The following is a 24,248-nucleotide window of genomic DNA, read 5'->3' as shown; positions in this document are numbered from 1 at the left end:
CGGTCAGCCGGGCAGCGCGTCGAGCGCCTTCTGCAGGCGGGAAATCGGCGAGCCGACGCCCAGCTCGGTCGCCAGTGTGGCGGTGCGTTTCGGATGGGCGGCCGCCAGCGGCAGGGCGTCGGTGGGTGTCGACAGCGTGATCGGCGCGTCGGTGGCCACCCGCACCACCCGTTCGGCGGCCTCGATATAGTCCGTTGCGGCCAGCAATTTGCCGCGTAAACCCTTGGCCATCTTGGACTTTGGATCCTGTGCGGCGGCCAGGATCTGTTCCAGCGAACCGTGCTGGGCCAGCAGCGTGGCCGCCGTCTTGTCTCCGATGCCGGGCACCCCGGGCAGGCCGTCGGACGGGTCGCCGCGCAACAGCGCGAGCTCGGCGTAGGCTGCGCCCGCGCGTTCACGCGGCACGCCATACGTTTCGGCCACCTCGGCCGGCCCGAACAGTGTGGCCTTGGTCAGCCCGCGGCCGAGGTAGAGCACCCGAACGGGGACGGGATCGTCGGCCACCACCTGCAGCAGGTCGCGGTCGCCGCTGACCACCACCACCGGATCGGTACGCTCTCGTGCCGCCAGCGTGCCCAGCACGTCGTCGGCCTCGAAACCCTCCGCACCCGCCGTCGGGATCCCGAACGCGTCCAGCAGCTCCATGATCATGTCGACCTGGGGCGTCAGGTCGTCGGGCACTTCCTCGATGTCAGGCTCGCCGGCCGGCTCGGGTTCGGCGACCCGGTGCGCCTTATAGGACGGGATGAGGTCCACCCGGAACTGCGGTCGCCAATCGAGGTCCAGGCACACCGCCAGCCGGCCGGGCCGCTGCCGGGTGATCACCACCGCCATCGCGTCGAGGAACCCGCGCACGGCGTTGACCGGCCGGCCGTCGGGGGCGGTGATCGACGACGGCACCCCGAAATACGACCGGAACCACATGCTGGCGCCGTCGAGCAGCACGAGCGGAGAGGGCATGCGGGCTATCTTGTCATGCCCCCGAACGTCGACTTGCTGTCGACCACTTGCGCAAATCGGCGCAACAACTCGACGTTCGGCACAGGGGTTTAGCCTGGCTGCCATGGATTCCCACCGATTCGACGCGGGCGTGTACGCGCGCCGGCTGGCCGCGGCGGCCGCGGCGACCGCCGACGCGGGGCTGGCCGGCCTGGTGATCACTCCCGGCTACGACCTGCGGTACCTCATCGGCTCGCGCGCGCAGACGCTCGAGCGCCTCACCGCGCTGGTGCTGCCCGCCTCCGGCGACCCGACGGTCGTGGTGCCCCGGCTGGAGTTGGCCGCCCTCAAGGGCTCGGCCGTCGCGGAACTGGGCCTGGCCGTGCGGGATTGGGTCGACGGCGACGACCCCTACCGCCTGGTGGGGGCGGCCTTGGGCGGCGGGCCGGCCGCGACCGCCGTCACGGATTCCATGCCCGCCCTGCACCTGTTGCCGCTGGCCGAAGTGCTCGGCGTGCTGCCGGTGTTGGCCACCGACCTGCTGCGCGAGCTGCGGATGGCCAAGGAGGAATGCGAGATCGACGCGCTGCGCAAGGCCGGCGCGGCCATCGACCGGGTGCATGCGCGGGTGCCGGAGTTTCTGCGGCCGGGCCGCACCGAGGCCGACGTCGCCGCCGACATCGCCGAAGCGATTGTCGCCGAAGGCCATTCGGAGGTGGCGTTCATCATCGTCGGCTCCGGGCCGCACGCGGCCGACCCCCATCACGGCTACTCGGATCGCGAGCTGCGGTCAGGCGACATCGTCGTCGTCGACATCGGCGGCGCGTATGAGCCGGGCTACCACTCCGACTCGACTCGCACCTACAGCCTCGGTGAGCCCACACCCGATGTGGCGCAACAGTATTCGGTGCTGCAGCGGGCCCAGCGCGCGGCCCTGGAGGCCGTCCGCCCGGGCGTGACCGCCGAGCGGGTCGACGCCGCCGCCCGCGACGTGCTGGCCGAGGCCGGGCTGGCGGAGTTTTTCGTGCACCGCACCGGGCATGGCATCGGCCTGTCGGTACACGAGGAGCCGTACATCGTCGCCGGCAACGACCTGCCGTTGGCCGCGGGCATGGCGTTCTCCATCGAGCCCGGCATCTACTTTCCCGGCCGGTGGGGCGCCCGGATCGAGGACATCGTCGTCGTCACCGAGGACGGCGCCGTGGCCGTCAACAACCGGCCGCACGAACTGATCGTGGTGCCCGCGTCCTAGCAGCGATGACGGCCCCGCCGCGTACGTTGGGCCACGTGTCGATCCTGGACCTCACGCTGCTTCCGCTGCGCATCGCGCGTCACGTCGCCGACGCGGTGCTGCACCCCGTCGCTCCCGCGCCGGCGCCGCCCGCCGAACTCGTCGTCGTCGACGGGATGCCTGAGGGCGTGCCGCCCGCGGCGCGACGCCCCGAGCCGCGGCTGCCGGTGCCGCCGAATTGGCCGTTCGGCGAGGAGTTTCCGCGCACCTGCGGCACCGGCCGACTCGCCGGGGGCGCCCTGTTCTGGACCGACTTCCTCTACGACGACCACGGCGCGACCGGCCTCCCGGTCGGCGATCTGAAGATCCAGGCGCCGCCGCGCGGCACCTACGTCTATCCCGACGGTCCCGCCGCGGGCAACGGCGCCGACATCTTCCGCGCCGCGATCGGGCTCACCGAGACCCACACCTGGTGGCGCATCGACTGGAACACGTTGCTGGACGCCTCGGTGCCCATCGCGCTGTTCGCCTTCGACACCGACCCCGCCCGAACGGCCGCCGCGGACTGGCCGGCCGGCGCGGGCGTGCGCTCGGAGGGCATCGACATGGCCCTGCTGCTGTCGGGGCGCGGAGCCACGTTGATCGATCTGACCACCGGGGCCACCACCCCGGTCGAGCACAGCGTCGACATGCAGTCGCGGTCGTTTGTGGCGCAGGTGCCGCGATCGCTGGTGGAGCCGGCCGGAAGCTGGACGGTCCGGCTGGCCGCGGGGTTGGCCAACGCGGCGGGCGACGGGTTCGCCGACGTGCCCGCCGAGCGCGGGGCGCTGCCCGGGCAGCCCAACGTCTACAACGTCGCGTTTCGCTCCAACGGACAGGAGCCGCCGCACCTGAACTTCTGGTCGGATGCCGCTCAGGCCGCGGCCCTCAGCCATGGCGACGTGTCCGCGTTCGCGGCGACGGTGCCCTGGGCTCGGCTGTCCGCCCGCGACACCGAGCCCGAGCCGGTCATCACCGGCCCGTCGACCCGCTGGTACGTGTCCTCGGTCGAGCTCGGGCAGGGCGTGGCAGGGGGGTTGGCCGCCTACGACATCTTGAGCACCAAGCCGCAATTCCTCGGGCGCGTCCAGCCCTATTCGATCTGCCTGCCGTCCAGCTACGCGCCGGGGCGCGCGCTGCCGTTGACGCTGTTGCTGCACTCGCTCTCGCTGGGCCAGAGCCAGTTCGCCGCGATCGACCCGCGCCTGTTGCACGAGGTCTGCGAGGGCCGCGACTCGGTGGTGGTCACCCCGCTGGCCCGGGGCCCGTCCAGCTGGTACTTCGACACCGGCGAACTCGACGTGTGGGAGGTGTGGGCCCGGGTCGCCGAACAGTTGGGCACCGACCCCGATCGCACCGTCATCGCCGGCTATTCGATGGGCGGGTATGCCGCCTACAAGCTGGGATTGAGCTACCCGCAGGTCTTTTCGCAGGCGGTGGTCCTGGCGGGTCCGCCGGCCTGCGGTGTACGGCTGCTGCCCGGCGTCGACATCCCGGCCGACCTCGACCTGGACTCGCCATGCGCCCGTGAGGGTGACACCTGGAAGCTGCTGGTGAACGCGCGCTGGCTGCCGTACGTCATCGCCCACGGGCTGGTCGACGAGCTGGTGCCGTTCGCCTCGGCCGCCGAACAGGTGCTCGAGCTCGACCGGCTGGGCTACCGGCACCGGTTCACCGTCTATCCGCTCGAGGATCACATCGCCTGGGTGCTGCAGGACAAGTTCGAGGATCCCATCTCGCACATGGAAACGGCTCTGCGCCAAGCCGATCCGGGGCACATCACTTTCGCGTGGTATCCGCAATTGGTGCGCACCGATCTGGGCATCGGGCCGCACCAGGTGTGGTGGCTCTCGGAGTTGACCGCCGATCCGTCGGTGACGGCGCGGCGCGGGGCCGTGGCTGAAGTCGACGCGCGGTCCTATGCCCGGCCCGACCCGACGCACACGATTCGGCACCACCGCGGCTTCATTCCGCACTTCGACCCGACGCCGGGGCTTTACAGCGAGCTGGACTGGCAAGTGGGCCGGGCCGTCGCGCCGCTGCCGTATCTGACGCTGCGCCTCACCGGGGTCGCCAGCCTTGCCGTCGACGTGGCGCGCGCCGGGCTGGCCGCGCTGCCGTCGTCGACGATCACGGTGGCCACCGATGTCGCCACGCGGATCACGCTGGCCGGCCTGCCCGCCGGGGTTGGCGTGCAACTCGACGGGGAGCCGACCGGGCCGACGGTGGCGGTGCCGGCCGGACGGCACCGCGTCACGCTGCGCGTCCCCTCCCTTCGTGGTTCGCGAGCGTAACCGCACTGCGAATTTCGGCCCGGGTTTTCGCAGTGGCGTTACGCTCGGCGCGACCCGGGCGACTGGGTGAATAGCGACGACCGACGACCTCGACGAGAATTCGGCCGTGGTTCCGCTAGTCGTCGATCCCCAGGCGCTGTTCGCCGTGGGTAGCGCCGTGATTGCCGCCGGCGAGGGCCTGGCGGCGAACCTGACGGTGCTGACGGCGGGTTTTGCGGCCCACACCGGCCTGGATGCGGCTGGCGCGGTGTTCGGCCTGGCGTATCAGGACGCCGGCGAGTCGGTGCTGCAGGCGGCGGCGGCCGCCATCAACGCGTGCCGGCAGAGCGGGGCCCTGATCCAGCAAGGCGCCGCCAACTATTCGCAGGCTGAAGCGGCCTCCACGCTGGGCGGTGGCGCCGGCGCGCTGCAGGCGCCACCCGCGCAGCCCAAAATGTCGGCGCCCGGGCCGCCGGGGACGTGGGGTAAGGGGCAGCCGCCACCGCTGCTTTGGGCAGTGGTGCAGTCGTTCGTCGACGACGTGTGGCCCGACGGCGACGTGGCCGGTTTGCATGCGGCCGCGGCTCGTTGGCGCGGCTTTGCGGGGTCCGCGGGCGGGATGCGCAGTGCGCTGAACGCCGCCAAGGCGCTGCTGGACGCGCACCAGATCCCCGAAGGGGAAAAGATCGATGACGCGTTGTCGCAAATCGGCGACTGCATGGGCAAAATCGGCGAGGCATCCGGAAAGCTCGCCACCGCCCTCGACAACTTCGCCAACGAGGTGGCGGGCGCCCAAAGCCACATTCGGGATCTGTTGAACCGGCTCGGATCACTGACCGACCTCGGGCACGACGTGATGTTGATCATCAAGGGCGACGCGCTCGAGGAGATCAAGAAGATCGCCAAGGACATCAACGACGTCCTGCACGACTTGGGGCGGGAGGCCCGGGCCGCCGAACAGGGTGTCAAGGCGGGTTTAGGGGTCGTCGACGGCTTGGTCGTCAAACTGGAGAAGTACGTGCGCCGCGAGGCCACCCAGTTTTTGGGTGATGCGGTCGGCAACCAGGTGGCAACGGTTTTCGACGTTTTCGCCAACGCGAACGAGGGCGCGCTGAAGGGTGCCGTCGGGATGGCGCTGTCCATCGGGGACCTCGACCCGCGGTGGTTCCTCGTCGATCCCCACGGCGCGGCCGCAACGTGGACGGACATGGCGAAAGGCCTGTGGAAAGGAAGTCTGGTCAACGGGTTCGTCAACCCGCAGGAGTTCGTCGACGCGAACTGGCAGCAGCTCAAGGCCCTGCTGCACCTTGATGATTGGAGCACGGCACGACCGGGGTTGGGGTTCGGTGAGAACGCCTTCGACGTCGCGATGTTCTTCATTCCCGGTGCTGGCGAAGCCGGCGCGGCCACGGAGGCCGGTGGGGCGGCCCTGCAAGGCGCCGAGGCCGCGGAAGCCGCGGGCGCGGCAGGGCGAGCGGGTGCGGAGGCGGCCGGTGGGCTCGCGGGCGCCCGCGGTGCCTTGGCCGATCTCGCCGGAGCAGGCAGGGGGCTGACAAACGATCTCGAAGGCGTAACCGGGCGGCTGCCCAAGATCGAGCCGCCGCCCGTCGGAGGCCGCCCGGTGGACTTGCCGGCGCCGAAGCCGCTGGAGGCGCCTGTCGAATCGGTGCCGCGCCCGCCGGACGCCGCGCCAGGTGCGCATGAGCCTGGGCCTCTAGACGCGGCGCCGCCGGAGCCTGAACGTGCTGTGCACGAACCACCCCCCGAACCGTCGGCCGTCGCACCGGCTGCGGGTGGTCCGCATGATCCGGTTCCGGCGACCTCTCCCGCTTCGCACCCGCCATCCATACCAGCGGCAGCCGATGAACGCGTTCCCTCGACGATGCCCCAATTGGTTGATCATTCGCCGGTTCGAGGACCCGTATCGCCTAGCGGAGTTCCTGTCGAACCTGCGCCTGTGGCTGCGCACCCACCGCAGCCGGCGCCCTCCTTCGCGTCCGCGGCGCCGCCGCATTCAATGCCCTTGGGAGGTCGACCTGCTGAACTTCCGTCCCCCGGCGGCGGTTGGCACGGGCATGGCGAGGGCGGCCCCGCAGGCGCGCCGCATGGACGGCCACCGCATGCTGGCGGACCACATGGGTCTGGCGATCGACCAAACACACACGGATCAGATGACAGCTCCCCGAACCATCGGGGAAGTCCGCACGACAGTGGCACCACCGGCGAAACGCCTGACGGGCCTGCCGGTGTTCACGAGCCACCAACCCCAACAAAAGTTCCAGGTGTCGACTACTCATTGCCGGCCACCGATGCATTGCGGGTGCTCGACCAGCCCGGCGCTGAGCTCAAACGTTTGGCAGATGGTGGCGTTCCGTCCAAGATCTTTGAAGGCTACGAACCGTTAGCTGGACGAACCCCGGTCGAATTCGAACGGGAGTTCGCTGTCCGAGGCCCAGATGGCAAGACTTTTTGGGATTGGGATGTTCAAGCGCCAAAGAATGGTTTCGCCGGACATCCGTTTGAGACCAATCACATTCCGACTGATCTCCGCCTCGACCGCCTTGGGCCAAACGGCGGCGGGTTCTTGTCACCGGAGGGGATCCCGTTGGCCGAGCGAGCAACTCCACCGGGCCTGGCCGCCCAATACCATTTATTCGAAGGTACCGGTCGAGAAATCCCCCCAGGCCAGGATTGGGTCGTTCAACACGGCCCCGCAAAAGGTGCGTTCGGCCAACCCGGCGGTGGGGATCAATGGATCGTGCTTGATAAATCGACCGGGAAGCCGGTTCCAGTCGACGAATTGATTAAGGCTCGACTTCTTAGGGAAATAACCCCATCGAAATGATATGCTGCTATTGAAATCGGAGGAGTTCATGGTGATTTTGGAAGCGGACGATCCAGATATCGCCGAGCTTATTGTTCGGTACAACAGGTGGAGAAGAATATACGGATACGCAGGAGAACCGCCTCCCGACGAAGCGGACTGGGACGGCGGGCGTCTGTATTTCCGGTTCGGTTACCCCTATCCAGATTGGTGGGCATACATACTTGAAGGCACTGACGACGGCTATCGCGTCCTTCGAGCGTCGACTGAACGGAGTATCGCCCCCGTAGAATCCTCGATGGGCATCTTCGCAAGGATTAAAGATGCTGGAAAGTTTATGATCTATCAGGTGGCAGAGTCGCTGCGAATTAACTGCCGCCTGGAGCCGCTGAGTTGGAAATGGGACGACGCAGGGCTTGATCCGCGGGTATATGCAGATATTCAAAGCGATCAGGTGGTAAACTATTCACTCCGAAGCAATCCGCATGCATATATTATTATGACACGGGGCGACATGCCCTACAGTCACATCCTTGCGCTCTCGTATGATGAGCTTGACGCCGAACTCCTTGACGGCTTTCCCCAGACCGTTACATCGCGAATCGACGGTGAGTTGCGATAGCCGCAGAAAACTACTCTCCCCGGTCCAACAAATCCGACGACCCCAGCACTCGCTCCACCTGCACCTCGATAACCACCCGCCGAGGGTTGGGACGTGGCGTCCGGTAGCGCTGGGCGTACCGCAGCTCGGCGTCACGCACGGCGTCGGCGTCGCTGTTCACCTTGGACCGGCCTTCGAGCGACAGCCATCGGGCGCCGTCGACCTGACTGAGCACGGCCACCCCGGCGCGGTCGGCGTTGACGGCCTTCTGCGAGCCGCCGGTGGTGATCACTCGCGCGATGTGAGTCTTGGGATCGAAGGTGAAACCCACCGCCACCACATGCGGGGAATTGTCGGCCCGCAGCGTGGTCAGCATGGCCAGGTGACGTTCTGACAGGAAAGCCAGCGCGTCGTCGGTCAGCCGCGTAGTGGTATTCGCCATCACCGCCCACGCTAGCGCAGGTGATAATCGCAGCCGTGGACGACACGGGCGCGGGTCCAGTACTAATCCTGGGCGGCCGCAGCGAAATCGGCGTCGAGCTCGCGCGCCGCCTGGCACCCGGGGCGACGGTGGTGCTGGCCGCACGCAGAGCCGACCAGCTCGACCACGAGGTCGCGACGGTCAAGGCCGCCGGGGCCGCCGCGGTGCACCCCCGGGAATTCGACGCCGACGACCTCGCCTCGCACGGCCCGCTGGTCGCCTCGGTCGTCGCCGAACACGGACCCATCGGCACCGCGGTGCTGGCCTTTGGCATCCTCGGCGACCAGGCCCGCGCCGAGGGCGACGCCGCGCACGCGGTGTCCATCGTGCGCACCGACTACGTCGATCAAGTCAGCATGCTCACCCACCTGGCCGCCGCCATGCGCACCGCCGGGCGCGGCTCGCTGGTGGTGTTCTCCTCGGTCGCGGGGGTCAGGGTGCGCCGCGCGAACTACGTCTACGGCTCGGCCAAGGCCGGCCTGGACGGCTTCGCCAGCGGGCTGGCCGACGCGCTGCACGGCACCGGCGTCACACTGTTGATCGCGCGCCCGGGCTTCGTCGTCGGGCGCATGACCGAGGGCATGCGGCCCGCGCCGCTGTCCAGCACCCCGGAGCAAGTCGCCGCGGCGACCGCGCGGGCGCTGGCCAAGGGCCGACGCACCGTGTGGATCCCGTGGTCGTTGCGCCCGATGTTCTTCGCGATGCGGCTGTTGCCGCAGTTCGTCTGGCGCAGGATGCCGCGATGATCGTCGTGGTCGGCATCGGCGCCGACGGGATGGCGGGGCTGGGAGAAGCATCGCGCGCCGAATTACGCAGGGCCACAGTCGTTTACGGGTCCAAGCGTCAGCTCGACCTGCTCGACGACACGGTGCCCGCGCCCCGCCACGAGTGGCCGTCACCGATGCTGCCCGCGCTGCAAGCGCTACCCGTCGACGACGAAATCCACATCGTCGCCAGCGGCGACCCACTCCTACACGGCATCGGCGGCACGCTGATCCGCCTCTACGGCGCCGACAACATCAGGGTGCTGCCTCACGTGTCCTCGGTGACGCTGGCGTGCGCGCGGATGGGGTGGAACGCCCACGAGACCGAGGTGATCAGCCTGGTCACCGCGCGACCGCACACCGCGGTGCGCCGCGGCGGCCACGCGATCGTGCTGTCGAAAAACGCCTCCACCGCCAAGGAACTGGCCGCACTGCTCAACGCATGCGGCCGCGGGGACTCCGAGTTCAGCGTGCTCGAAAACCTCGGCGGCCCAACCGAACGTCGGCGCGATGCCGCCGCGCGCCAGTGGGCCGACAACCCGCCCCAAGACGTCGACGACCTCAACCTCATCGCCGTGCGCTACCTGCCCGACGAACGCAGGTCGCCATATCCCGATGACGCGTTCGCCCACGACGGGCAAATCACCAAGCACGGGGTGCGCGCGGTGACCCTGGCAGCGCTGGCGCCGCGACCGGGGGAGCGGCTGTGGGACGTCGGCGCGGGCTCGGGCAGCATCAGCGTGGAATGGTGCCTGAGCTGGCCGGGCTGCACCGCAGTGGCGTTCGAGCGTGACGACGCGCGCCGCCTGAACATCGAATCCAACGCCGCGGCCTTCGGCGTCGCCATCGACGTCCGCGGCGTTGCGCCGGAGGCGTTCGATGGCGCCGAAGCGCCGTCGGCGATCTTCATCGGCGGCGGCCTGACCCAACCCGGTCTGCTCGATGCGTGCCTCGACCGCCTTTCCCCAGGGGGGCGGCTGGTGGCCAACGCGGTCACCGCCGAATCGGAAGCCCTGCTCGCACAGTCATATTCGCGTTTAGGCGGTCAGCTGCGACGTTTCCAGCACTACCACGGCGAACCGCTGGGCGGCTTCACCGGATGGCGCCCGCAGATGCCGGTCACCCAATGGGCGGTGACGAGGTGACGGTGTATTTCATCGGCGCGGGCCCCGGCGCGGCCGACCTCATCACGGTCCGCGGCCAACGGCTGCTCCAAACGTGCGCAACCTGCCTCTACGCGGGTTCGATCATGCCCGACGACCTGCTGGCGCTGTGCCCGCCCGGCGCGAAAGTCGTTGACACCGGCCCGTTGACGCTCGAGCAGATCATCGCCGAAATCGCCGATGCGCACGCCGCCGGCCATGACGTGGCGCGGCTGCACTCCGGCGACCCGTCGCTGTACAGCGCGCTGGCCGAGCAGTGCCGCCGACTCGACGCGCTGGGCATCGACTACGAAATCGTGCCCGGCGTGCCGGCTTTCGCCGCCGCGGCCGCCGCCTTGAAACGCGAGCTCACCGTCCCCGGGGTGGCGCAGACGGTGACGCTGACGCGGGTGGCCACCCTGTCGACGCCCATGCCGGCGGGCGAAGAGCTTGCCACGCTGGCCCTGTCTGGGGCGACCCTGGTGCTGCATCTGGCCGCCGCCCAGATCGACGCCCTCGTCCCGCAGTTGCTCAAGAGCTATCGCGCCGAAACGCCGGTTGCGGTGGTGGCTTTCGCCAGCTGGCCACAGCAGACCGTGCTGCGCGGCACGCTGGCCGACATCGCCGGTCAGATGCACGACGCTAACGTCACCAAGACCGCGGTGATCATCGTCGGCGACGTGCTGGCCGCAGAGGGATTCACCGACAGCTACCTGTATTCGGTCGGGCGGGCCCGGGGGAGCCGGCACTGATGCGGGTGCTATTGCTCGGCGGCACATCGGAGGCTCGCGCGCTGGCGAAAACCCTGCACCCGCAGATCGACATCGTCAGCTCGCTCGCCGGACGCGTGCCCGATCCGGCCCTGCCGGTCGGCCCGGTGCGCATAGGCGGCTTCGGTGGCGTCGACGGGCTGCGGCGCTGGCTGCGCGACGAACACATCGACGCCGTCGTCGACGCCACCCACCCGTTCGCGGCAACGATGACGGCGCACGCCGCCGCAGTGTGCACCGAACTCCGCATCCCGCATTTGGTGTTGGCGCGTCCCGCGTGGCCGCCCGGCGACGCGATCGTCGTCGCATCGGACGTGGAAGCTGCGAGAGCGGTTGCCACGCAACGTTACTCACGGGTCTTCCTCACCACCGGACGTTCGGGCGTCAAGGCCTTCGCCGACAGCGACGCGTGGTTTCTGATCCGCGCGGTCACCGCGCCGGACCCTGCCTTGCTGCCGCGCCGCCACCAGCTATTGCTATCGCGCGGCCCGTATCGCTACGACGGCGAGCTGTCGCTGCTCCGCGAGCACCGCATCGACGCGCTGGTCACCAAGAACAGCGGCGGCGCCATGACCCGGGCCAAACTGGATGCCGCCGCCGCGCAGGGCATTCCGGTGGTGATGGTGGCCAGGCCGCGACTTCCCGCCGGAGTGACGGCGGTGGCCACGGTCGACGAGGCCGCCGAATGGGTTGAAGCGCTGGATTAGCCGGTCAGGTCTTCGCGTTCCATGTCGGCCAGCAGCGCATCGCGCGCGCGGGCGACGCGAGACCGGATGGTGCCGACCGGGCAACCGCAGACCGCGGCGGCGTCGGCGTACGGCAGCCCCAAAAGCTGGGTGAGCAACAGCGCTTCGCGCTGCTCGGTGGTGAGGTTGGCGATCAACGCCGTCACCTCGACGACGTCTTCGAATCCGCGCGCATGGCGGTCACCGCCGAGGAAGTGATCGGGATCGGCGCCGGCGGCGGTGCGCGGCCGCGACTGGGCATGGCGGATGTGATCGGCCACCACCCGGCGTGCGATGGCCAGCAACCAGGTTCGCGCGCTGGACCGTCCGGAGAACCGCTCGATCGCGCCGATCGCCCGCAGGAACGTTTCTTGCGCCAGGTCGTCGGCGGTACCCGCGTCGGACAGGTAGGTGACGAACCGCCAGACGTCTTGTTGGGTCGCTTTGATGAAGGCCTCGAGCGCTCGCTCGTTCCCGCGCGCGGCCGCCAACGCGAGTTCGGTAACGGCCTCGTCGTCGCTTGACGCGGTCATGGCCAACCACCTTCGTTGTGCGGGCGTCGCCAGTCTACGACCGGTTGTCGTAGACGCTGCGGTGGGGTGTGGAGCGGTGCGGTTGATGGGCCACAGATGCCGGCGGCGACCGCCGGGCGCCTCCGACGGCCAGTCGCGATCACCGGCGTCCTTACCGGAGGTGTGCGGCCGCCGGGTCCGCATCTGTTCGCGCGCCACCAGCAACGCGAATACCAGCCCCAACAGCAGGGGCATGTGGCTGGCGATGCGCGTCGCGGTCACCTCGCCGGCGAAGGCGTCGACGACCACGTAACTCAACAGCGCGACGGAATACACACCGGTAATCGCGGCCACGCCGATCGCGGTGGCGGGCCAAACGCCCGCGGCGATCATGGCCAGACCCAACGCCAGCAACCACGCGGTGGACTCGTGCATCAGGTGCTCGCCCGACATCGCGCCGTGCATGTGGCTCGACACCATGCCGAAATCGATGCCGCTGATCTGGGCGGTCGCGATCGCCACCTGGAACACGCCGACACCGATCAGCCCCCAGCGCCGGTAGCGCGACCGCAGCCAGCGCATCGAGCGGTGATACGTGGGGGACTGCTGCTCGAGGCTCGCCATGATCTTGTCGACCAGGTCCGGTCCCTCGCCGGGTTCGATGGAGGACAGCCGGCGCGACTGCACCGCCGCGCCGATCAGCCAGGTGCGGCAACCCCGACACGATTCCAGGTGGGCATCGACCTGTTGCGCGAGTACCTGCGGACGCTCGCCGTCCAGTCGCGCAGAAAGCGCCTCACGCGCAACCTCACACCGCATCCCTGCATCGTTGCGCATGCTCGGTCGGCGCGCAAAGGCGTCCAAAAGCGGAGCAGGGGAACCAAACCGTCCGGCAAACCGACCACTGAAGACAAGCCCGCCCGTGACGACGTCCACCGAAGAGGTATTCGTGTTCCTGCCCGAAGGCTCCCGACGATGACCGCCCCGATCTGGATCGCCTTGCCGCCCGAGGTGCACTCCGCATTGCTCAGCAGCGGTCCGGGTTCCGGGCCGCTGCTGGCCGCTGCGGAGGCGTGGTCGTCGGTGGGCGCCGAATATGCCGCCGCGGCAGACGAACTCATCGGGGTGCTGGGGGCGGTGCAGGGCGCCTGGGATGGGCCCAGCACCGAACGGTACGTGGCCGCCCACGCGCCGTATCTGAGCTGGTTGCTTGAGAGCGCGTCGGGCAGCGCGCTCGCCGCAGCGTCGCACCGAACGGCCGCGGCCGCCTACGCCGCCGCGCTGGCCACCATGCCGACGCTCGCCGAACTCGCCGCAAACCACGCCACTCACGCGGCGCTCGTCGCAACCAACTTCTTCGGCATCAACACCATCCCCATCGCCGTCAACGAAGCCGACTACGCGCGCATGTGGCTGCAGGCCGCCGAAACCATGACCACCTACCAAGCCGTCACCGACTCGGCCCTGGCGGTGGTCCCGACGGCCACGCCGGCGCCGCAGATCGTCGTCACGGGCGGGGAGGCCGGCAGCGCCCGGGCTGCCAACGTCACCGAGTCGTGGCAGGACCAGCTCGCGGCGCTCCTGCAGCAATACACCAAAAACTTCGCGTGGCCGGTGTCGAAGGACCTCAACCCCGCCGGCTGGCCCATCCCCGCCGTCCCGTTCGCCAGCGGCCTCACCTCGGCGCTGATGCAGGTCCCCGGAATGTCGCCGGCCCTGGCCAGCGCGCTCGCGTGGGCCACCTTCCACACGCTGATGATCTTCTGGCCCTTCGGGCAGCAGGCGATCCAGCTGGCTGTATCGCTGGCCCCCGCCCTGGCCGCCGTTCCCACCGCCGGCGCCGCGGGCCTGGCGGCGGGCGCCGCCGTCGCAACCGGCATCGCGGTCCCGGTGTCGGCGGCCACCTCGGTTCCGGCGGCCGCGGCGGCGCCGGCGCCGGTGGGCGCGATGCCGGCTCCCGCGACTGCCGCCGCCCCGGCCAGCGCGAGCAGCCCCGCCACTGTGCCCGATCCCGCGGCGCCGAGCTCGACCCCCGGCATCGGCGGGGGACCGGTCGGTGGCGGCCCGGAACTGGGGTTCGGTCCGTCGGCGTCGACGGGCGTCAGCGCGGGCATCTCCGACGTCCTCTACGCCGTCGGCAGCTCCGGGTTGCCGGCGCGCGGCAGCGCCGCTGGCCGCACCCGTCGCACATCCGACGAATCCGCGCCCGACGACGTCGACGCACCGGCCGCCGCCGGGGCCGACATGAAGCGGGCCCGCGCCCGACGGCGCCGCGTGGCAACCGCTCCAGACCATGCCCACCGCTACGAATTCATGGACGTGGCGCAGCCGGACCCGCAAGCGCCCCGCACCTCCGAGCAGGCCGCGCAATCGGTCGGATTCGCCGGGGCCGCAGCCCAATCCGGCGCGGCCCGGCCCGCCGGATTGACGACGCTGACCGGGCCCGGGGGCAGCGACGGCCCACCAATGCCGATGCTGCCCGGCAGCTGGGGCCGCCCACCCGCCCAATACGGCTGACTGACAAGCAGTTCGCGCCTTGCCCAGCGCTCAAGAACCGGGTGGGAGATACCCTAGGGGGTATGGTATACATGAGCGGAGCCTAGTTCCCGCGATGAAGTGCGATTTGTGTCTGCCGACCATCATTTTGCAGGCCGAATGGCCCTATTGGCCGCTTCGGCGCGGGCTGAGACTCCGTACGGGACGACCAGGTCACGAGGGAAAGGAGACACCGGTGGTCACTTTTCTCAAACGGGCTTGGGTGCCGCTCGTCGTCGTGGTGGCGGTCATTCTCGGTGCCATCGCCGTCACCCGACTCCGCGGCGTCTTCGGCTCCGACGCGATCTTTACCGCCACCGGTAGCAGCGCCGAACCGCTCGAGCCGTCGCACGTAAAGCGGGTGACCTACGAGGTTTACGGGCCCGGCGACACGACGGGAAGCGTGAGCTACCTGGACAAGAAGGCCCAGCCGGAACAGGCGAACTTCACCAGCCTGCCCTGGACCTTCACGATCACGACGACGGTGCCGGCCGTGATCGCCAGCGTGGTGGCGCAGGGCAATAGCGACAGCATCGGGTGCCGCATCACCGTCAACGGTGAGCTCAAGGACGAGAGGTCCTCGGCCGGCCATCACGCGCAGACTTCCTGTCTGGTGAAGGCCGCATGAACGCCGCCGATAACGACGCCCGACCGAGATTCATGCGCTTCGTCGAAAGGTTCGCATGGCCCATCATCATCGGATGGCTGCTCTTGACCGTCGCGCTGAATGTGCTTGTGCCGCCGATCGAATCGGTCGCACGCAAGCACGCGGTCACCATGTCGCCCCAGGACGCGCCCGCGATGATCGCGGCCAAGCGCATCGGCGCGACTTTCCACGAGTCGGACTCCGACAGCATCGCGATGATCGTCCTCGAGAGCGAGCAACAACTCGGCGACGGGGCGGACCGCTATTACGACGGCTTGGTCCAGAAGCTGCAGGCCGATCCGAAGCACGTGCAGCACGTGCAGAACGTGTGGGGAGACCCGCTCACCGCCGCCGGCGTCCAAAGCCGCGACGGCAAAGCCGCTTACGTCCAACTCAACCTGGCCGGCGACCAGGGCAGCACGCTAGGCAACCAGTCCGTGGACGCGGTGCGCAAGATCGTCGACAAGTCGGACCCCCCCAAGGGGCTCAAGGTCTACGTCACGGGTCCGGCACCGCTGACGACGGACATGAACGAAGCCGCCGACAAGAGCATGTTCAAGATGATGGGCGTGACGGGCGTGGTCATCATGATCATGCTGTTCATCGCCTACCGTTCCATCAGCACGGTGCTCCTGGTTCTCGTCATGGTCGGTTTCGAGATGGGCACGGCCAGGGGGCTGGTCGCGCTGCTCGGAAACAACGAGCTGCTGGGGTTCTCCACGTTCGTCGTCGCCATGCTGTCGTCGCTGGCGATCGCGGCGGGAACCGATTACGCGATCTTTCTCATCGGTCGGTACCAGGAGGCGCGCCAGGCAGGTCAGGATCGAGAAGCGGCCTGGTACACGATGTTCCGCGGGACCTCGCACATCATCCTGGGCTCGGGGTTGACCATCGCCGGAGCTACCTTCTGCCTGCATCTGGCACGGCTGTCGTATTTCAAGGCGCTGGGCATCCCGTCCGCCCTGGGGCTGCTCGTCGTCGTCGCGGGAGCGATGACCGCGGCGCCGGCCGTTGTCGCGGTGGCCACCCGGTTCGGTTTGCTCGACCCGAGGCGGATGATCAAGACGCGCGGGTGGCGACGCATCGGCACCGCCACCGTGCGCTGGCCCGGAGCGGTGTTCGCGGCCTCGCTGGCCATCGCCATCGTCGGCATCCTCGTCATGCCCAGCATGAAGATCAGCTACAACGACCGCTACTACACACCCGCCAACGTGCCGTCGAATGTCGGATACGCGGCAGCGGAGCGCCATTTCAGCGCCGCGACGATGAATCCCGACATCCTGATGATCGAGAGCGATCACGACATGCGCAACAGCGGCGACATGATCATTCTCGACCGGCTCGCCAAGGACGTCTTTCGGTCGCCGGGAATCGCGATGGTGCAGAGCATCACCCGGCCGTTGGGCGGACCGATCGAGCACACGTCGATACCGTTCCAGATCAGTGCCCAATCGATTCCCATCCAGCAGAACCTCCAGTTCATGAAGGATCGCACGGCCGACATGCTCACGATGAGCGACGATCTGGGTGCCATGGTCGGCTCGATGGAGCGAATGCAGGGCTTGCTCGGACAGATGAGCAGCGCGACTCATCGCATGGTCGGCGACATGGGCGACACGCAATCCACGCTGAACGAGATGCGGGACCACTTGGCGGACTTCGACGATTTCGCGAGGCCGTTCCGCAGCTACTTGTATTGGGAACCACACTGTTTCAACATCCCGGTCTGCTGGGCCTCGAGGTCGGTTTTCGAGGCGATCGACGGCGTGGACAAGTTCAGCGCGAACATGAGCACGCTGATCAAGGACATGAACAACGTCGACGCGATCATGCCCCAGATGATGGCCCAGTTCCCGCCGATGATCGCCGTCGCCAAGTCCATGCAGGGCACCCTGCTCACGATGCACAGCAGCTTCTCGGGTCTGGTGACGCAGATGGCCCAGATGACCGATACAGCGAGCGCGATGGGTCAGGCCTTCGACGCCTCCAGGAGTGGTGACTACTTCTACCTGCCCCCGGAAGCGTTCCAGAATGCCGACTTTCAGCGTGGTCTGAAACTCTTCCTCTCACCGGACGGCAAGGCCGGGCGCTTCATCATCACCCACGACGCGGACCCGGCGACTCCGGCGGGCATCGCCGCGGTCAAGCCCGCGCTGAACGCCGCGCACCAAGCCGTGAAGGGAACGACGCTCACCGGCGCCAAGTTCTACCTTACCGGGACGGCGGCGATCTACCGCGATATCCAGGCCGGCTCGCAATACGACTTGCTGATCGTCGGGATCGCCGCCCTGACACTGATTTTCGCTGTCATGGTGATCATCACACGAGCGCTGGTCGCTTCCCTGGTGATCGTCGGGACGGTGCTGCTGTCGCTGGGCGCCGCGTTCGGGTTGTCGGTGCTGGTGTGGCAGCACCTCTTCGGTCTGGAACTGAACTGGATCGCGCCGGTGTTCGGATTGATCATCCTGCTGGCCGTGGGATCGGACTACAACCTGCTGCTGGTATCACGGTTCAAGGAGGAGATCGGGGCGGGGCTTCGGACCGGCATCATCCGCTCGATGGGGGAGACCGGCGGTGTCGTCACGGCGGCGGGGCTGGTGTTCGCCTTCACCATGATGTCGATGGCCGCGAGCGACCTGCGCTCGATTGGGCAGGCCGGCACCACGATTGGGCTCGGCCTGCTGTTCGATACCCTCGTCGTGCGCTCCTTGATGACGCCGTCGATCGCCGCGCTGCTGGGGCGCTGGTTCTGGTGGCCGATCCGGGTGCGGCCGCGCCCGGCAAGCTCCATGCTTCGGCCGTTCGGACCGCGTAGGTTGGTGCGCTCACTGCTGCTGGGCGAGGAAGCCGATACCGCCCGGATCACCACGCCGGTTCCGTCAATGGTGGGCAGCAACGGGGGTCGCGGGTCGCCGAAGTAAGCGGCACCGTTTGCCGACGCGGCATGCGGGTACTTCGGCCACCATGACTACGGCAACACAGCAACGGCTGCGCGCCGTTGCGCTTATCTGCACGTTGAAGAAGAGTCCCGCGACCTCGAGCAGCGAGCTGATGGCCGACAAGGTGCTCGAGCAGCTGCGCAAAGCCGGCGCCGATGGCGAGAAGGTCCGCTGTGTCGACTTGAACCTCCTGCCCGGAACGGAATCCGACATGGGGCCGGGCGACGAGTGGCCGCAGCTCCTCGAAAAGGTCCGGGCTTCCGACATCGTCGTGGTCTCCACGCCGACGTGGGTGGGCCACATGTCCAGCGTCGCCCAGCGCGTCCTGGAGCGACTGGATGCCGAGATCTCCGAAAAGGACGACGCCGGCCGGCCCACGATGGTCGGCAAGGTCGCGCTGGCCGCGGTCGTGGGCAACGAGGATGGCGCGCACAAGATCGTCGCCGACCTTTTCCAAGCCCTCAATGACATCGGATTCTCCATTCCGGCGCAGGGCTGCACGTATTGGAACGGCGAGGCAATGCAGGGCGGGGATTTCAGCGACCTCGATGACGTGCCGGAAGTGGTCGCGACCACCACCGAATCCGCCGCCCGTAATGCTGTGCACCTCGCCGCTGCGCTACGGCAGAGCCCCTATCCGCCGTACGAGTGAGAGGTCACCCCGGATAACGCCGAGGGGTGAACACCCGGTCACCGAGATCGTCCGCGTACCACTGGGTTTGCGACGAGCCGACGATCAGCAGGCAGCGCATGTCGACCTCGGCCGGGTTGAGATCGGCCAGCCGCACCACTCGCACATCTTCCTCTGGCCCGGACACGTCGCGGCCGATCACCACCGGCGTACCCGGCTCGCGGTGGGCCATCAGCACGTCGCGCATCGCGCCGACCTGCCAGGTCCGCGCCTTGGAAGCCGGGTTGTAGATGGCCAGCACCAGATCGGCGGCGGCCGCGGCGGCCAGGCGCGCGGAGATCACCTCCCAGGGCTTGAGCCGGTCGGACAGCGAGATCACCGCGTAGTCGTGTCCCAGCGGCGCGCCGACCCGGCTGGCGACGGCCTGCGCGGCCGTCATCGCCGGAACCACCCGGATCCGCACTCCAGGCCACTGTTTGGCCTCCTCCAGCACCGCGGTCGCCATCGCGAACACCCCGGGGTCGCCCGACGACACCACCGCGACGGTGCAGCCCTGCTCGGCCAGCGCGCAGGCCAGCCGCGCACGCGCGGGTTCGTCGGTGTTGTCGCTCGGGTGGCGCCGTTGCCCCTCGCGGACCGGGACGCGATCCAGGTAACCGCCGTAGCCGATCAGGTCGGTCGCGGCGGCCAGCTCGCGCCGGCTCTGCGGCGTCATCCAGTCGTTGTCGCCCGGCCCCAGGCCGACGACGGCGACGGTGCCCGCCCGCTGGTTATCCCGGTGCCCCCGACGGCCACCGGGAAGCATGGCCAGCGAAAAGTACGGCACGTCGGTCTCGTCGACCTCCGCGGCGGGCAGTATCCGCTGCCCGGACGTGCTGGCCCGCTCGACGTAGAACGCGTCGTCCAGCTGCCCCGTCGCCGAAAGGGCTTCGCGCACAGCCGGATAGGAGCGGCCCAGCTTCAGCACGACCGCGGCGTCGGCGTCGGCGAGCCGGCGGGTCAGCTCGGCCACCGGCAGGGTGCCCGGCAGCACCGACAGCACCTCGTCGCCGGCCACCAGCGGCGTGGCGATGGCCGCGGAGGCGGCGCTCACCGACGTGACGCCCGGGACGATGACCGCGTCGAAGCGCTCCGTCAGCCGGGTGTGCAGGTGCATGTAGGAGCTGTAGAACAGCGGGTCGCCCTCGGCCAGCAGCGCGACGTCGCGACCGGCGTCGAGGTGCGCGGCGATGCGCCGCGTCGCCTCGGCGTAGAAGTCCTCGAGCGCGCCCGCGTAGCCGCCGGGATGGTCGGTCGCCTCGGTGGTCACCGGATAGACCAGATGTTCCTCGATCTGACCGGGCCGCAGGTAGGGTTCGGCGATTCCTCGGGCGATGCTGCGGCCGTGCCGGGCGCTGTGGTAGGCCACCACGTCGGCCTCGCCGATCAGCCGGGCGGCCTTGACCGTCACCAACTCCGGGTCGCCGGGCCCCAACCCGACGCCCCATAGGGTGCCCCGCGCGCTCATTCGGCGTCGCTCGCGATCGCGTTGACCGCGGCCGCGGCCATCGCGCTACCGCCGCGGCGGCCCCGCACCACCAGATAGGACATCCCGCGCGGACGGTCGATCAGTTCCTGCTTGGACTGCGCCGACCCGACGAACCCGACCGGCCCGCCGAGCACGGCAGCCGGCGCGGATACGCCCTCGTCGATCAGCTCCAACAGCCGGAACAGTGCGGTGGGGGCGTTGCCGATCGCCAGCACCGCGCCCGGCAGCTGCTCGGCCCACAGCTCTACGCCGGCCGCCGAACGGGTGGTGCGCCGGCGTGCGGCCAGGTCGGCCGCGCGCGGATCGGCGACCAGCGATACGACCTGATTGCCGGCGGGCAGCCGGGCGGTGGTGATGCCGGCGGCCACCATCGATGAATCGCACAGCACCGGGGCGCCGCCGTGCAACGCGGCGCCGGCCCGCGCGACGACGCCGTCGGTGTAGGCGACGTGGTCGGCGACGTCGACCTGCCCGCACGTGTGGATCAACCGGACCACCACCCGCGCGACGTCGTCCGGAAATCTCGCCAGGTCGGCTTCGGCGCGGATGGCCGCGAACGACTGCCGGTAGATCTCGGCCGCGTCGCGGATGTAGTCGAGCACCCGCTCACCTTAAGGGCTGGTCGCGAAGCAGTCGGTAGCCCTGCCCGGTGGCGACCAGCACCTGACCGGCCGGCGGGCTGCCGCACGCCCGCTCGCAGCCGACGAAATGACGGTGCTCGCCGGGAGCCGCGTCCGGCGCCTGCAGCGACAGCGCGGCGTCCGCCCGCACGTCGGCCGTCGAGTGCGCGCACCCCGGGCTGCCGGTGCAGGCGCTGACACTCAGCCAGGGGGAGTTCTCGTCGAAGACCAGCCCCAACGGCGCCAGCACCCGCAGCGCGGTGTCCGCGACCTCTTCGCTGAGATCGCACACCAGCACCGAGCGCCACGGCGTGACCACCAGCGGGGCCTCGAGCGCGGCCAGAAACTCCGCGACCCGCGCGCGCAGCACGCCCAGTGGCACCGCTGCGCCCAGCGTCACCCGGCCGTCGTGCTGGTTGATCCACCCCACCGGGCCCTTCGTGACGGGCGGGAACGGTGCGGCGCTGAGGTCCGCATCGGGCAGCAAGTCGGCAAGATCGGCCAATTCGCTGACGCGCCAAGCCTTTCCGCGGATCTCGACGAACCGCACGGCCAGCGCGACCAGTGCCTGCGCCACGTCGCCGACGTCCAGCCGGACGCCGGTGTCCCGGCCGGTCACCAGCAGCGCGACGCCGTCGTCCAGCGCATGCACGCCGACGTCGGCGCCCAGCCCGGACACGTCGGCGCGGCCGTCATCGACGCTGAACCAGAACCGGCCGCCCAGCTCCGCGAGCCTGGGCTCGGCGCAAATCGCCGCGTCCAGCTCGTCCACCCACCCGCGCACGTCGGCGGCCCCGCCGACCCGGCCGGACAGCGGTGACGCGACGATGTTGCGGACCCGCTCGTGCGTCGGCGACGGCAACAACCCGGCGGCCGCGATCGCCTCCACGACGGCCGTGACGTCGGTGATGCCGCGCACCTGCACGTTGCCCCGTGCGGTCAGCTCGAGCGTGCCCGAGCCGCACTCGGTCGCGACGCCCGCCAACGTCGCCAGCTGGGTGGCGGAAACGCTGCCGCCGGGCAGCCGGACCCGCACGAGCGCGCCGTCGGCGGCCTGATGCACCTGCAGCGCACCCGGGCAGGCGTCGGTGGCGCGGTCTCGGGCCATCACCACACCGTACGACCGCCGGGCAAGGGGCCGGCCGCGACAGTTGAGTAGCCGACTACGCTAGCCGCCCGGCAACGCCGGGCCGGACACTGCGATTGCCCCATTTCGTCCAGGTCAGGAGCGTGGAATGGAACAGCGCGGTGGTCATGCGGTGGTGCTGGGAGCAAGCATGGGCGGCCTGTTGGCCGCCCGGGTGCTCGCCGACTTCTACGACCGGGTCACGGTGATCGAGCGAGACATCCTGCCCCTCCATCCCATCAACCGCCGCGGCGTTCCGCAGGGCAGGCTGATCCACGCCCTCGCCGCGCGCGGCACGCAGGTTCTCGACGAACTGTTCCCCGGATTCGTGGACGAACTCACCGCCAATGGCGCCGGCATCTGGGATGACGGCGACTTTTCGAAGGTGTCGATATCGGTCGGGGGGCACACCACCCCGCGATCCGGCAGGGCGCCGAATCCGCCCGTGGTTCTCTTCCCGAGCCGGCCGCTGCTGGAATGGAACGTGCGCCGGCGGGTGAAGTCGTTTCCCAACATCACGTTCCTCGAATGCCACGACGTGGTCGGCCTGATCACCACGCCGACCCGCGACCGCGTCATCGGGGCCAGGGTCGTGGACCGCGTCCTGGAGCGGGGCAAGGCGCTTCCCGCCGACCTCGTGGTCGACGCGACCGGCCGGGGGTCTCGGATGCCGGTCTTCTTGGAGGAACTCGGCTACGGCCGTCCGCGGGAGGACGAGGTGACGGTGCAGCTCGCCTACGCGTGTCAGCTGCTGCGCCTGGAGCCCGGCGCGATCCGCCAACACATGATCGCCCTTTTCCCCGAGCCCGGGCGGCCCAAGATGTTCGGCTTGATCAGAAACGAAAACGACACCTGGATGTTCGGTGTCGGAGCCATGGCCGGGCTGCAGCCGCCGGGTGAGACCGCCGAAATGATCGAATACGCCGAGGATTTCGTGCCTGCACACGTGTTGGACGCGCTGCGCGCGGCCGAACCGCTGGGCGGGGTGGTACACCATCGCGTGCCCTCGAACCGCTGGCGGCGTTACGACAAGATGCGGCGCACGCCCGATGGCCTGCTGGTGGTCGGTGACGCGGTGTGCAGCTTCAATCCCATCTACGGGCAGGGGATGACGATCGCCGCGATCGAGGCGACGGTGCTGCGCGACTGCCTGCTCCGCGGGGATCGTGGCCTGCCGCGACGCTTCTTCCGCTCGTCGGCGAAAACCGTCCGGGTGGCCTGGCAGACCGCCGCGGGTTCCGACTTGGCCCTTCCCGAAGTGCAAGGGCGCAGGCCGATGTCGATGCGCATCAGCAACGCCTTCCTGGAGCGGGTGCTGACCGCCGTCGAGGTCGACCCGGTGGTCGCCGGGCAGTTCATGCGGGTCACGGCGATGGTCGACCCGCCGGGCCGGTTGTTCCGTCCGTCGATTCTGCGGCGCGTCGCCCGAGCCCGGGGCCGCCGGTCCTGCGGCAGCCTGACAGCCGAGGCCGAAGTTAACCACAAGGAAGAGAAGGGAATTCAGATGTCGAACGACAACATCGAGGTGACGAAGAAGGGCTACGAGGCATTTACCGCGGGTGACCTGGAAGCGGCGTTGGATGTCTTCAGCGACTCGGCCGAGTGGACCATCAACGGCGACAGCATGATTGGCGGGACGTATCGGGGCAAAAACGAGCTGACCGAACTGTTCATGCGGCTGTCGGAGAAGGCGACCAAGGTCGATACACAGCGCTACCTGGCCGACGGTGACGTCGTCATGGTCCTCACCCGAGTCACCGCCGGCGACGAGAGCGCCGACGAAGCCGATGTGTTCGAGTTCCGCGACGGCAAGGTCGTCAAGGCCCACTCGTTCGGCGACACCGCCATGCAGGAACGCGTGTTCGGCAGCAAGCGGGTAGCGACCGGGTAGTCGGTGGCTGGAACCTGTCGCTACGCCGACC

19 protein-coding genes and 1 pseudogene are annotated in these 24,248 nt (G+C 69.1%); 13 read left to right on the top strand and 7 right to left on the bottom strand.

Annotation, left to right across the window (positions count from 1 at the left end; translation table 11 throughout):
* Positions 1 to 3 precede the first annotated feature (3 nt).
* Positions 4 to 960: a 5'-3' exonuclease gene (locus A5787_RS19250; RefSeq protein ID WP_066969858.1), complete on the bottom strand. Its 957-nt coding sequence runs from the start codon at positions 958 to 960 to the stop codon at positions 4 to 6.
* A 103-nt stretch (positions 961 to 1,063) separates the two neighbouring features.
* Between A5787_RS19250 and A5787_RS19245 the strand changes: the two genes are divergently transcribed.
* The 4 genes from A5787_RS19245 to A5787_RS19230 all read left to right on the top strand — a co-directional run bounded on the left by A5787_RS19245 (position 1,064) and on the right by A5787_RS19230 (position 7,928).
* Complete coding sequence (locus tag A5787_RS19245; protein ID WP_066969856.1) at positions 1,064 to 2,191, top strand: Xaa-Pro peptidase family protein; 1,128 nt, start codon at positions 1,064 to 1,066, stop codon at positions 2,189 to 2,191.
* 35 nt (positions 2,192 to 2,226) lie between these two features.
* A complete protein-coding gene (locus tag A5787_RS19240) occupies positions 2,227 to 4,503 on the top strand; it encodes an alpha/beta hydrolase-fold protein (protein ID WP_066969898.1) in 2,277 nt (758 codons plus the stop codon).
* A 106-nt stretch (positions 4,504 to 4,609) separates the two neighbouring features.
* Positions 4,610 to 7,327: a glycohydrolase toxin TNT-related protein gene (locus A5787_RS19235; protein ID WP_066969854.1), complete on the top strand. Its 2,718-nt coding sequence runs from the start codon at positions 4,610 to 4,612 to the stop codon at positions 7,325 to 7,327.
* A 28-nt stretch (positions 7,328 to 7,355) separates the two neighbouring features.
* A complete protein-coding gene (locus A5787_RS19230) occupies positions 7,356 to 7,928 on the top strand; it encodes a hypothetical protein (protein ID WP_156764023.1) in 573 nt (190 codons plus the stop codon).
* Between the two features lie 10 nt (positions 7,929 to 7,938).
* Here the strand turns inward: A5787_RS19230 and A5787_RS19225 are convergent, their stop codons facing one another.
* On the bottom strand, positions 7,939 to 8,349 hold the full coding sequence (locus A5787_RS19225; protein WP_066913250.1) for a F420-dependent biliverdin reductase: 411 nt from the start codon (positions 8,347 to 8,349) through the stop codon (positions 7,939 to 7,941).
* A 35-nt stretch (positions 8,350 to 8,384) separates the two neighbouring features.
* Here A5787_RS19225 and A5787_RS19220 point away from each other — a divergent pair, with 35 nt between their 5' ends.
* Genes A5787_RS19220 through A5787_RS19205 form a run of 4 tightly spaced genes read left to right on the top strand, consistent with a single transcriptional unit; the run spans position 8,385 to position 11,771 of the window.
* The gene (locus A5787_RS19220; RefSeq protein ID WP_066969850.1) at positions 8,385 to 9,134 is read left to right on the top strand and encodes an SDR family NAD(P)-dependent oxidoreductase; all 750 of its coding nucleotides are present in this window, start codon (positions 8,385 to 8,387) and stop codon (positions 9,132 to 9,134) included.
* Positions 9,131 to 10,297: a bifunctional cobalt-precorrin-7 (C(5))-methyltransferase/cobalt-precorrin-6B (C(15))-methyltransferase gene (locus tag A5787_RS19215; RefSeq protein ID WP_066969848.1), complete on the top strand. Its 1,167-nt coding sequence runs from the start codon at positions 9,131 to 9,133 to the stop codon at positions 10,295 to 10,297. Before A5787_RS19220 ends, A5787_RS19215 begins: the two co-directional genes overlap by 4 nt.
* Complete coding sequence (gene cobM / locus A5787_RS19210; RefSeq protein WP_066969896.1) at positions 10,294 to 11,046, top strand: precorrin-4 C(11)-methyltransferase; 753 nt, start codon at positions 10,294 to 10,296, stop codon at positions 11,044 to 11,046. Before A5787_RS19215 ends, cobM begins: the two co-directional genes overlap by 4 nt.
* Complete coding sequence (locus A5787_RS19205) at positions 11,043 to 11,771, top strand: cobalt-precorrin-6A reductase (RefSeq protein ID WP_197507274.1); 729 nt, start codon at positions 11,043 to 11,045, stop codon at positions 11,769 to 11,771. Before cobM ends, A5787_RS19205 begins: the two co-directional genes overlap by 4 nt.
* Here the strand turns inward: A5787_RS19205 and sigC are convergent.
* A complete protein-coding gene (gene sigC / locus A5787_RS28300; RefSeq protein WP_231994067.1) occupies positions 11,768 to 12,322 on the bottom strand; it encodes an RNA polymerase sigma factor SigC in 555 nt (184 codons plus the stop codon). The genes A5787_RS19205 and sigC overlap by 4 nt on opposite strands.
* Positions 12,323 to 12,502: 180 nt before the next feature.
* A pseudogene (locus tag A5787_RS28295) lies at positions 12,503 to 13,120 on the bottom strand (DUF2275 domain-containing protein); the annotation flags it as partial.
* Between the two features lie 156 nt (positions 13,121 to 13,276).
* Here A5787_RS28295 and A5787_RS19195 point away from each other — a divergent pair.
* The 4 genes from A5787_RS19195 to A5787_RS19180 all read left to right on the top strand — a co-directional run bounded on the left by A5787_RS19195 (position 13,277) and on the right by A5787_RS19180 (position 19,073).
* The gene (locus tag A5787_RS19195; protein ID WP_066969843.1) at positions 13,277 to 14,818 is read left to right on the top strand and encodes a PPE domain-containing protein; all 1,542 of its coding nucleotides are present in this window, start codon (positions 13,277 to 13,279) and stop codon (positions 14,816 to 14,818) included.
* Between the two features lie 214 nt (positions 14,819 to 15,032).
* Complete coding sequence (locus tag A5787_RS19190; RefSeq protein ID WP_066969842.1) at positions 15,033 to 15,464, top strand: MmpS family transport accessory protein; 432 nt, start codon at positions 15,033 to 15,035, stop codon at positions 15,462 to 15,464.
* Between the two features lie 32 nt (positions 15,465 to 15,496).
* Positions 15,497 to 18,403: an RND family transporter gene (locus tag A5787_RS19185; protein ID WP_369829144.1), complete on the top strand. Its 2,907-nt coding sequence runs from the start codon at positions 15,497 to 15,499 to the stop codon at positions 18,401 to 18,403.
* A gap of 43 nt (positions 18,404 to 18,446) precedes the next feature.
* Positions 18,447 to 19,073, top strand: a complete 627-nt coding sequence (locus tag A5787_RS19180; protein ID WP_066969839.1) for a flavodoxin family protein — start codon at positions 18,447 to 18,449, stop codon at positions 19,071 to 19,073.
* 4 nt (positions 19,074 to 19,077) lie between these two features.
* Here the strand turns inward: A5787_RS19180 and A5787_RS19175 are convergent, their stop codons facing one another.
* Genes A5787_RS19175 through cobG form a run of 3 tightly spaced genes read right to left on the bottom strand, consistent with a single transcriptional unit; the run spans position 19,078 to position 22,308 of the window.
* Positions 19,078 to 20,559: a precorrin-2 C(20)-methyltransferase gene (locus A5787_RS19175; RefSeq protein WP_066969837.1), complete on the bottom strand. Its 1,482-nt coding sequence runs from the start codon at positions 20,557 to 20,559 to the stop codon at positions 19,078 to 19,080.
* Positions 20,556 to 21,182, bottom strand: coding sequence for a precorrin-8X methylmutase (locus A5787_RS19170; RefSeq protein ID WP_066969835.1), 627 nt, complete (start codon positions 21,180 to 21,182; stop codon positions 20,556 to 20,558). The genes A5787_RS19175 and A5787_RS19170 overlap by 4 nt, the downstream gene beginning before the upstream one ends.
* Positions 21,183 to 21,186: 4 nt before the next feature.
* Complete coding sequence (cobG, locus tag A5787_RS19165) at positions 21,187 to 22,308, bottom strand: precorrin-3B synthase (protein ID WP_066969894.1); 1,122 nt, start codon at positions 22,306 to 22,308, stop codon at positions 21,187 to 21,189.
* Between the two features lie 127 nt (positions 22,309 to 22,435).
* Between cobG and A5787_RS19160 the strand changes: the two genes are divergently transcribed.
* Positions 22,436 to 24,217 carry a nuclear transport factor 2 family protein gene (locus A5787_RS19160; protein ID WP_066969833.1) on the top strand — a complete coding sequence of 594 codons (1,782 nt, stop codon included), beginning with the start codon at positions 22,436 to 22,438 and terminating at the stop codon, positions 24,215 to 24,217.
* Positions 24,218 to 24,248: the final 31 nt, after the last annotated feature.

Origin of the sequence: Mycobacterium sp. 852002-50816_SCH5313054-b (assembly GCF_001667185.1) — a bacterium.
GTDB lineage: Bacteria > Actinomycetota > Actinomycetes > Mycobacteriales > Mycobacteriaceae > Mycobacterium.
The sequence above is the reverse complement of the archived record's forward strand: the minus strand, read 5'-3'. Positions and strand labels throughout refer to the sequence as shown.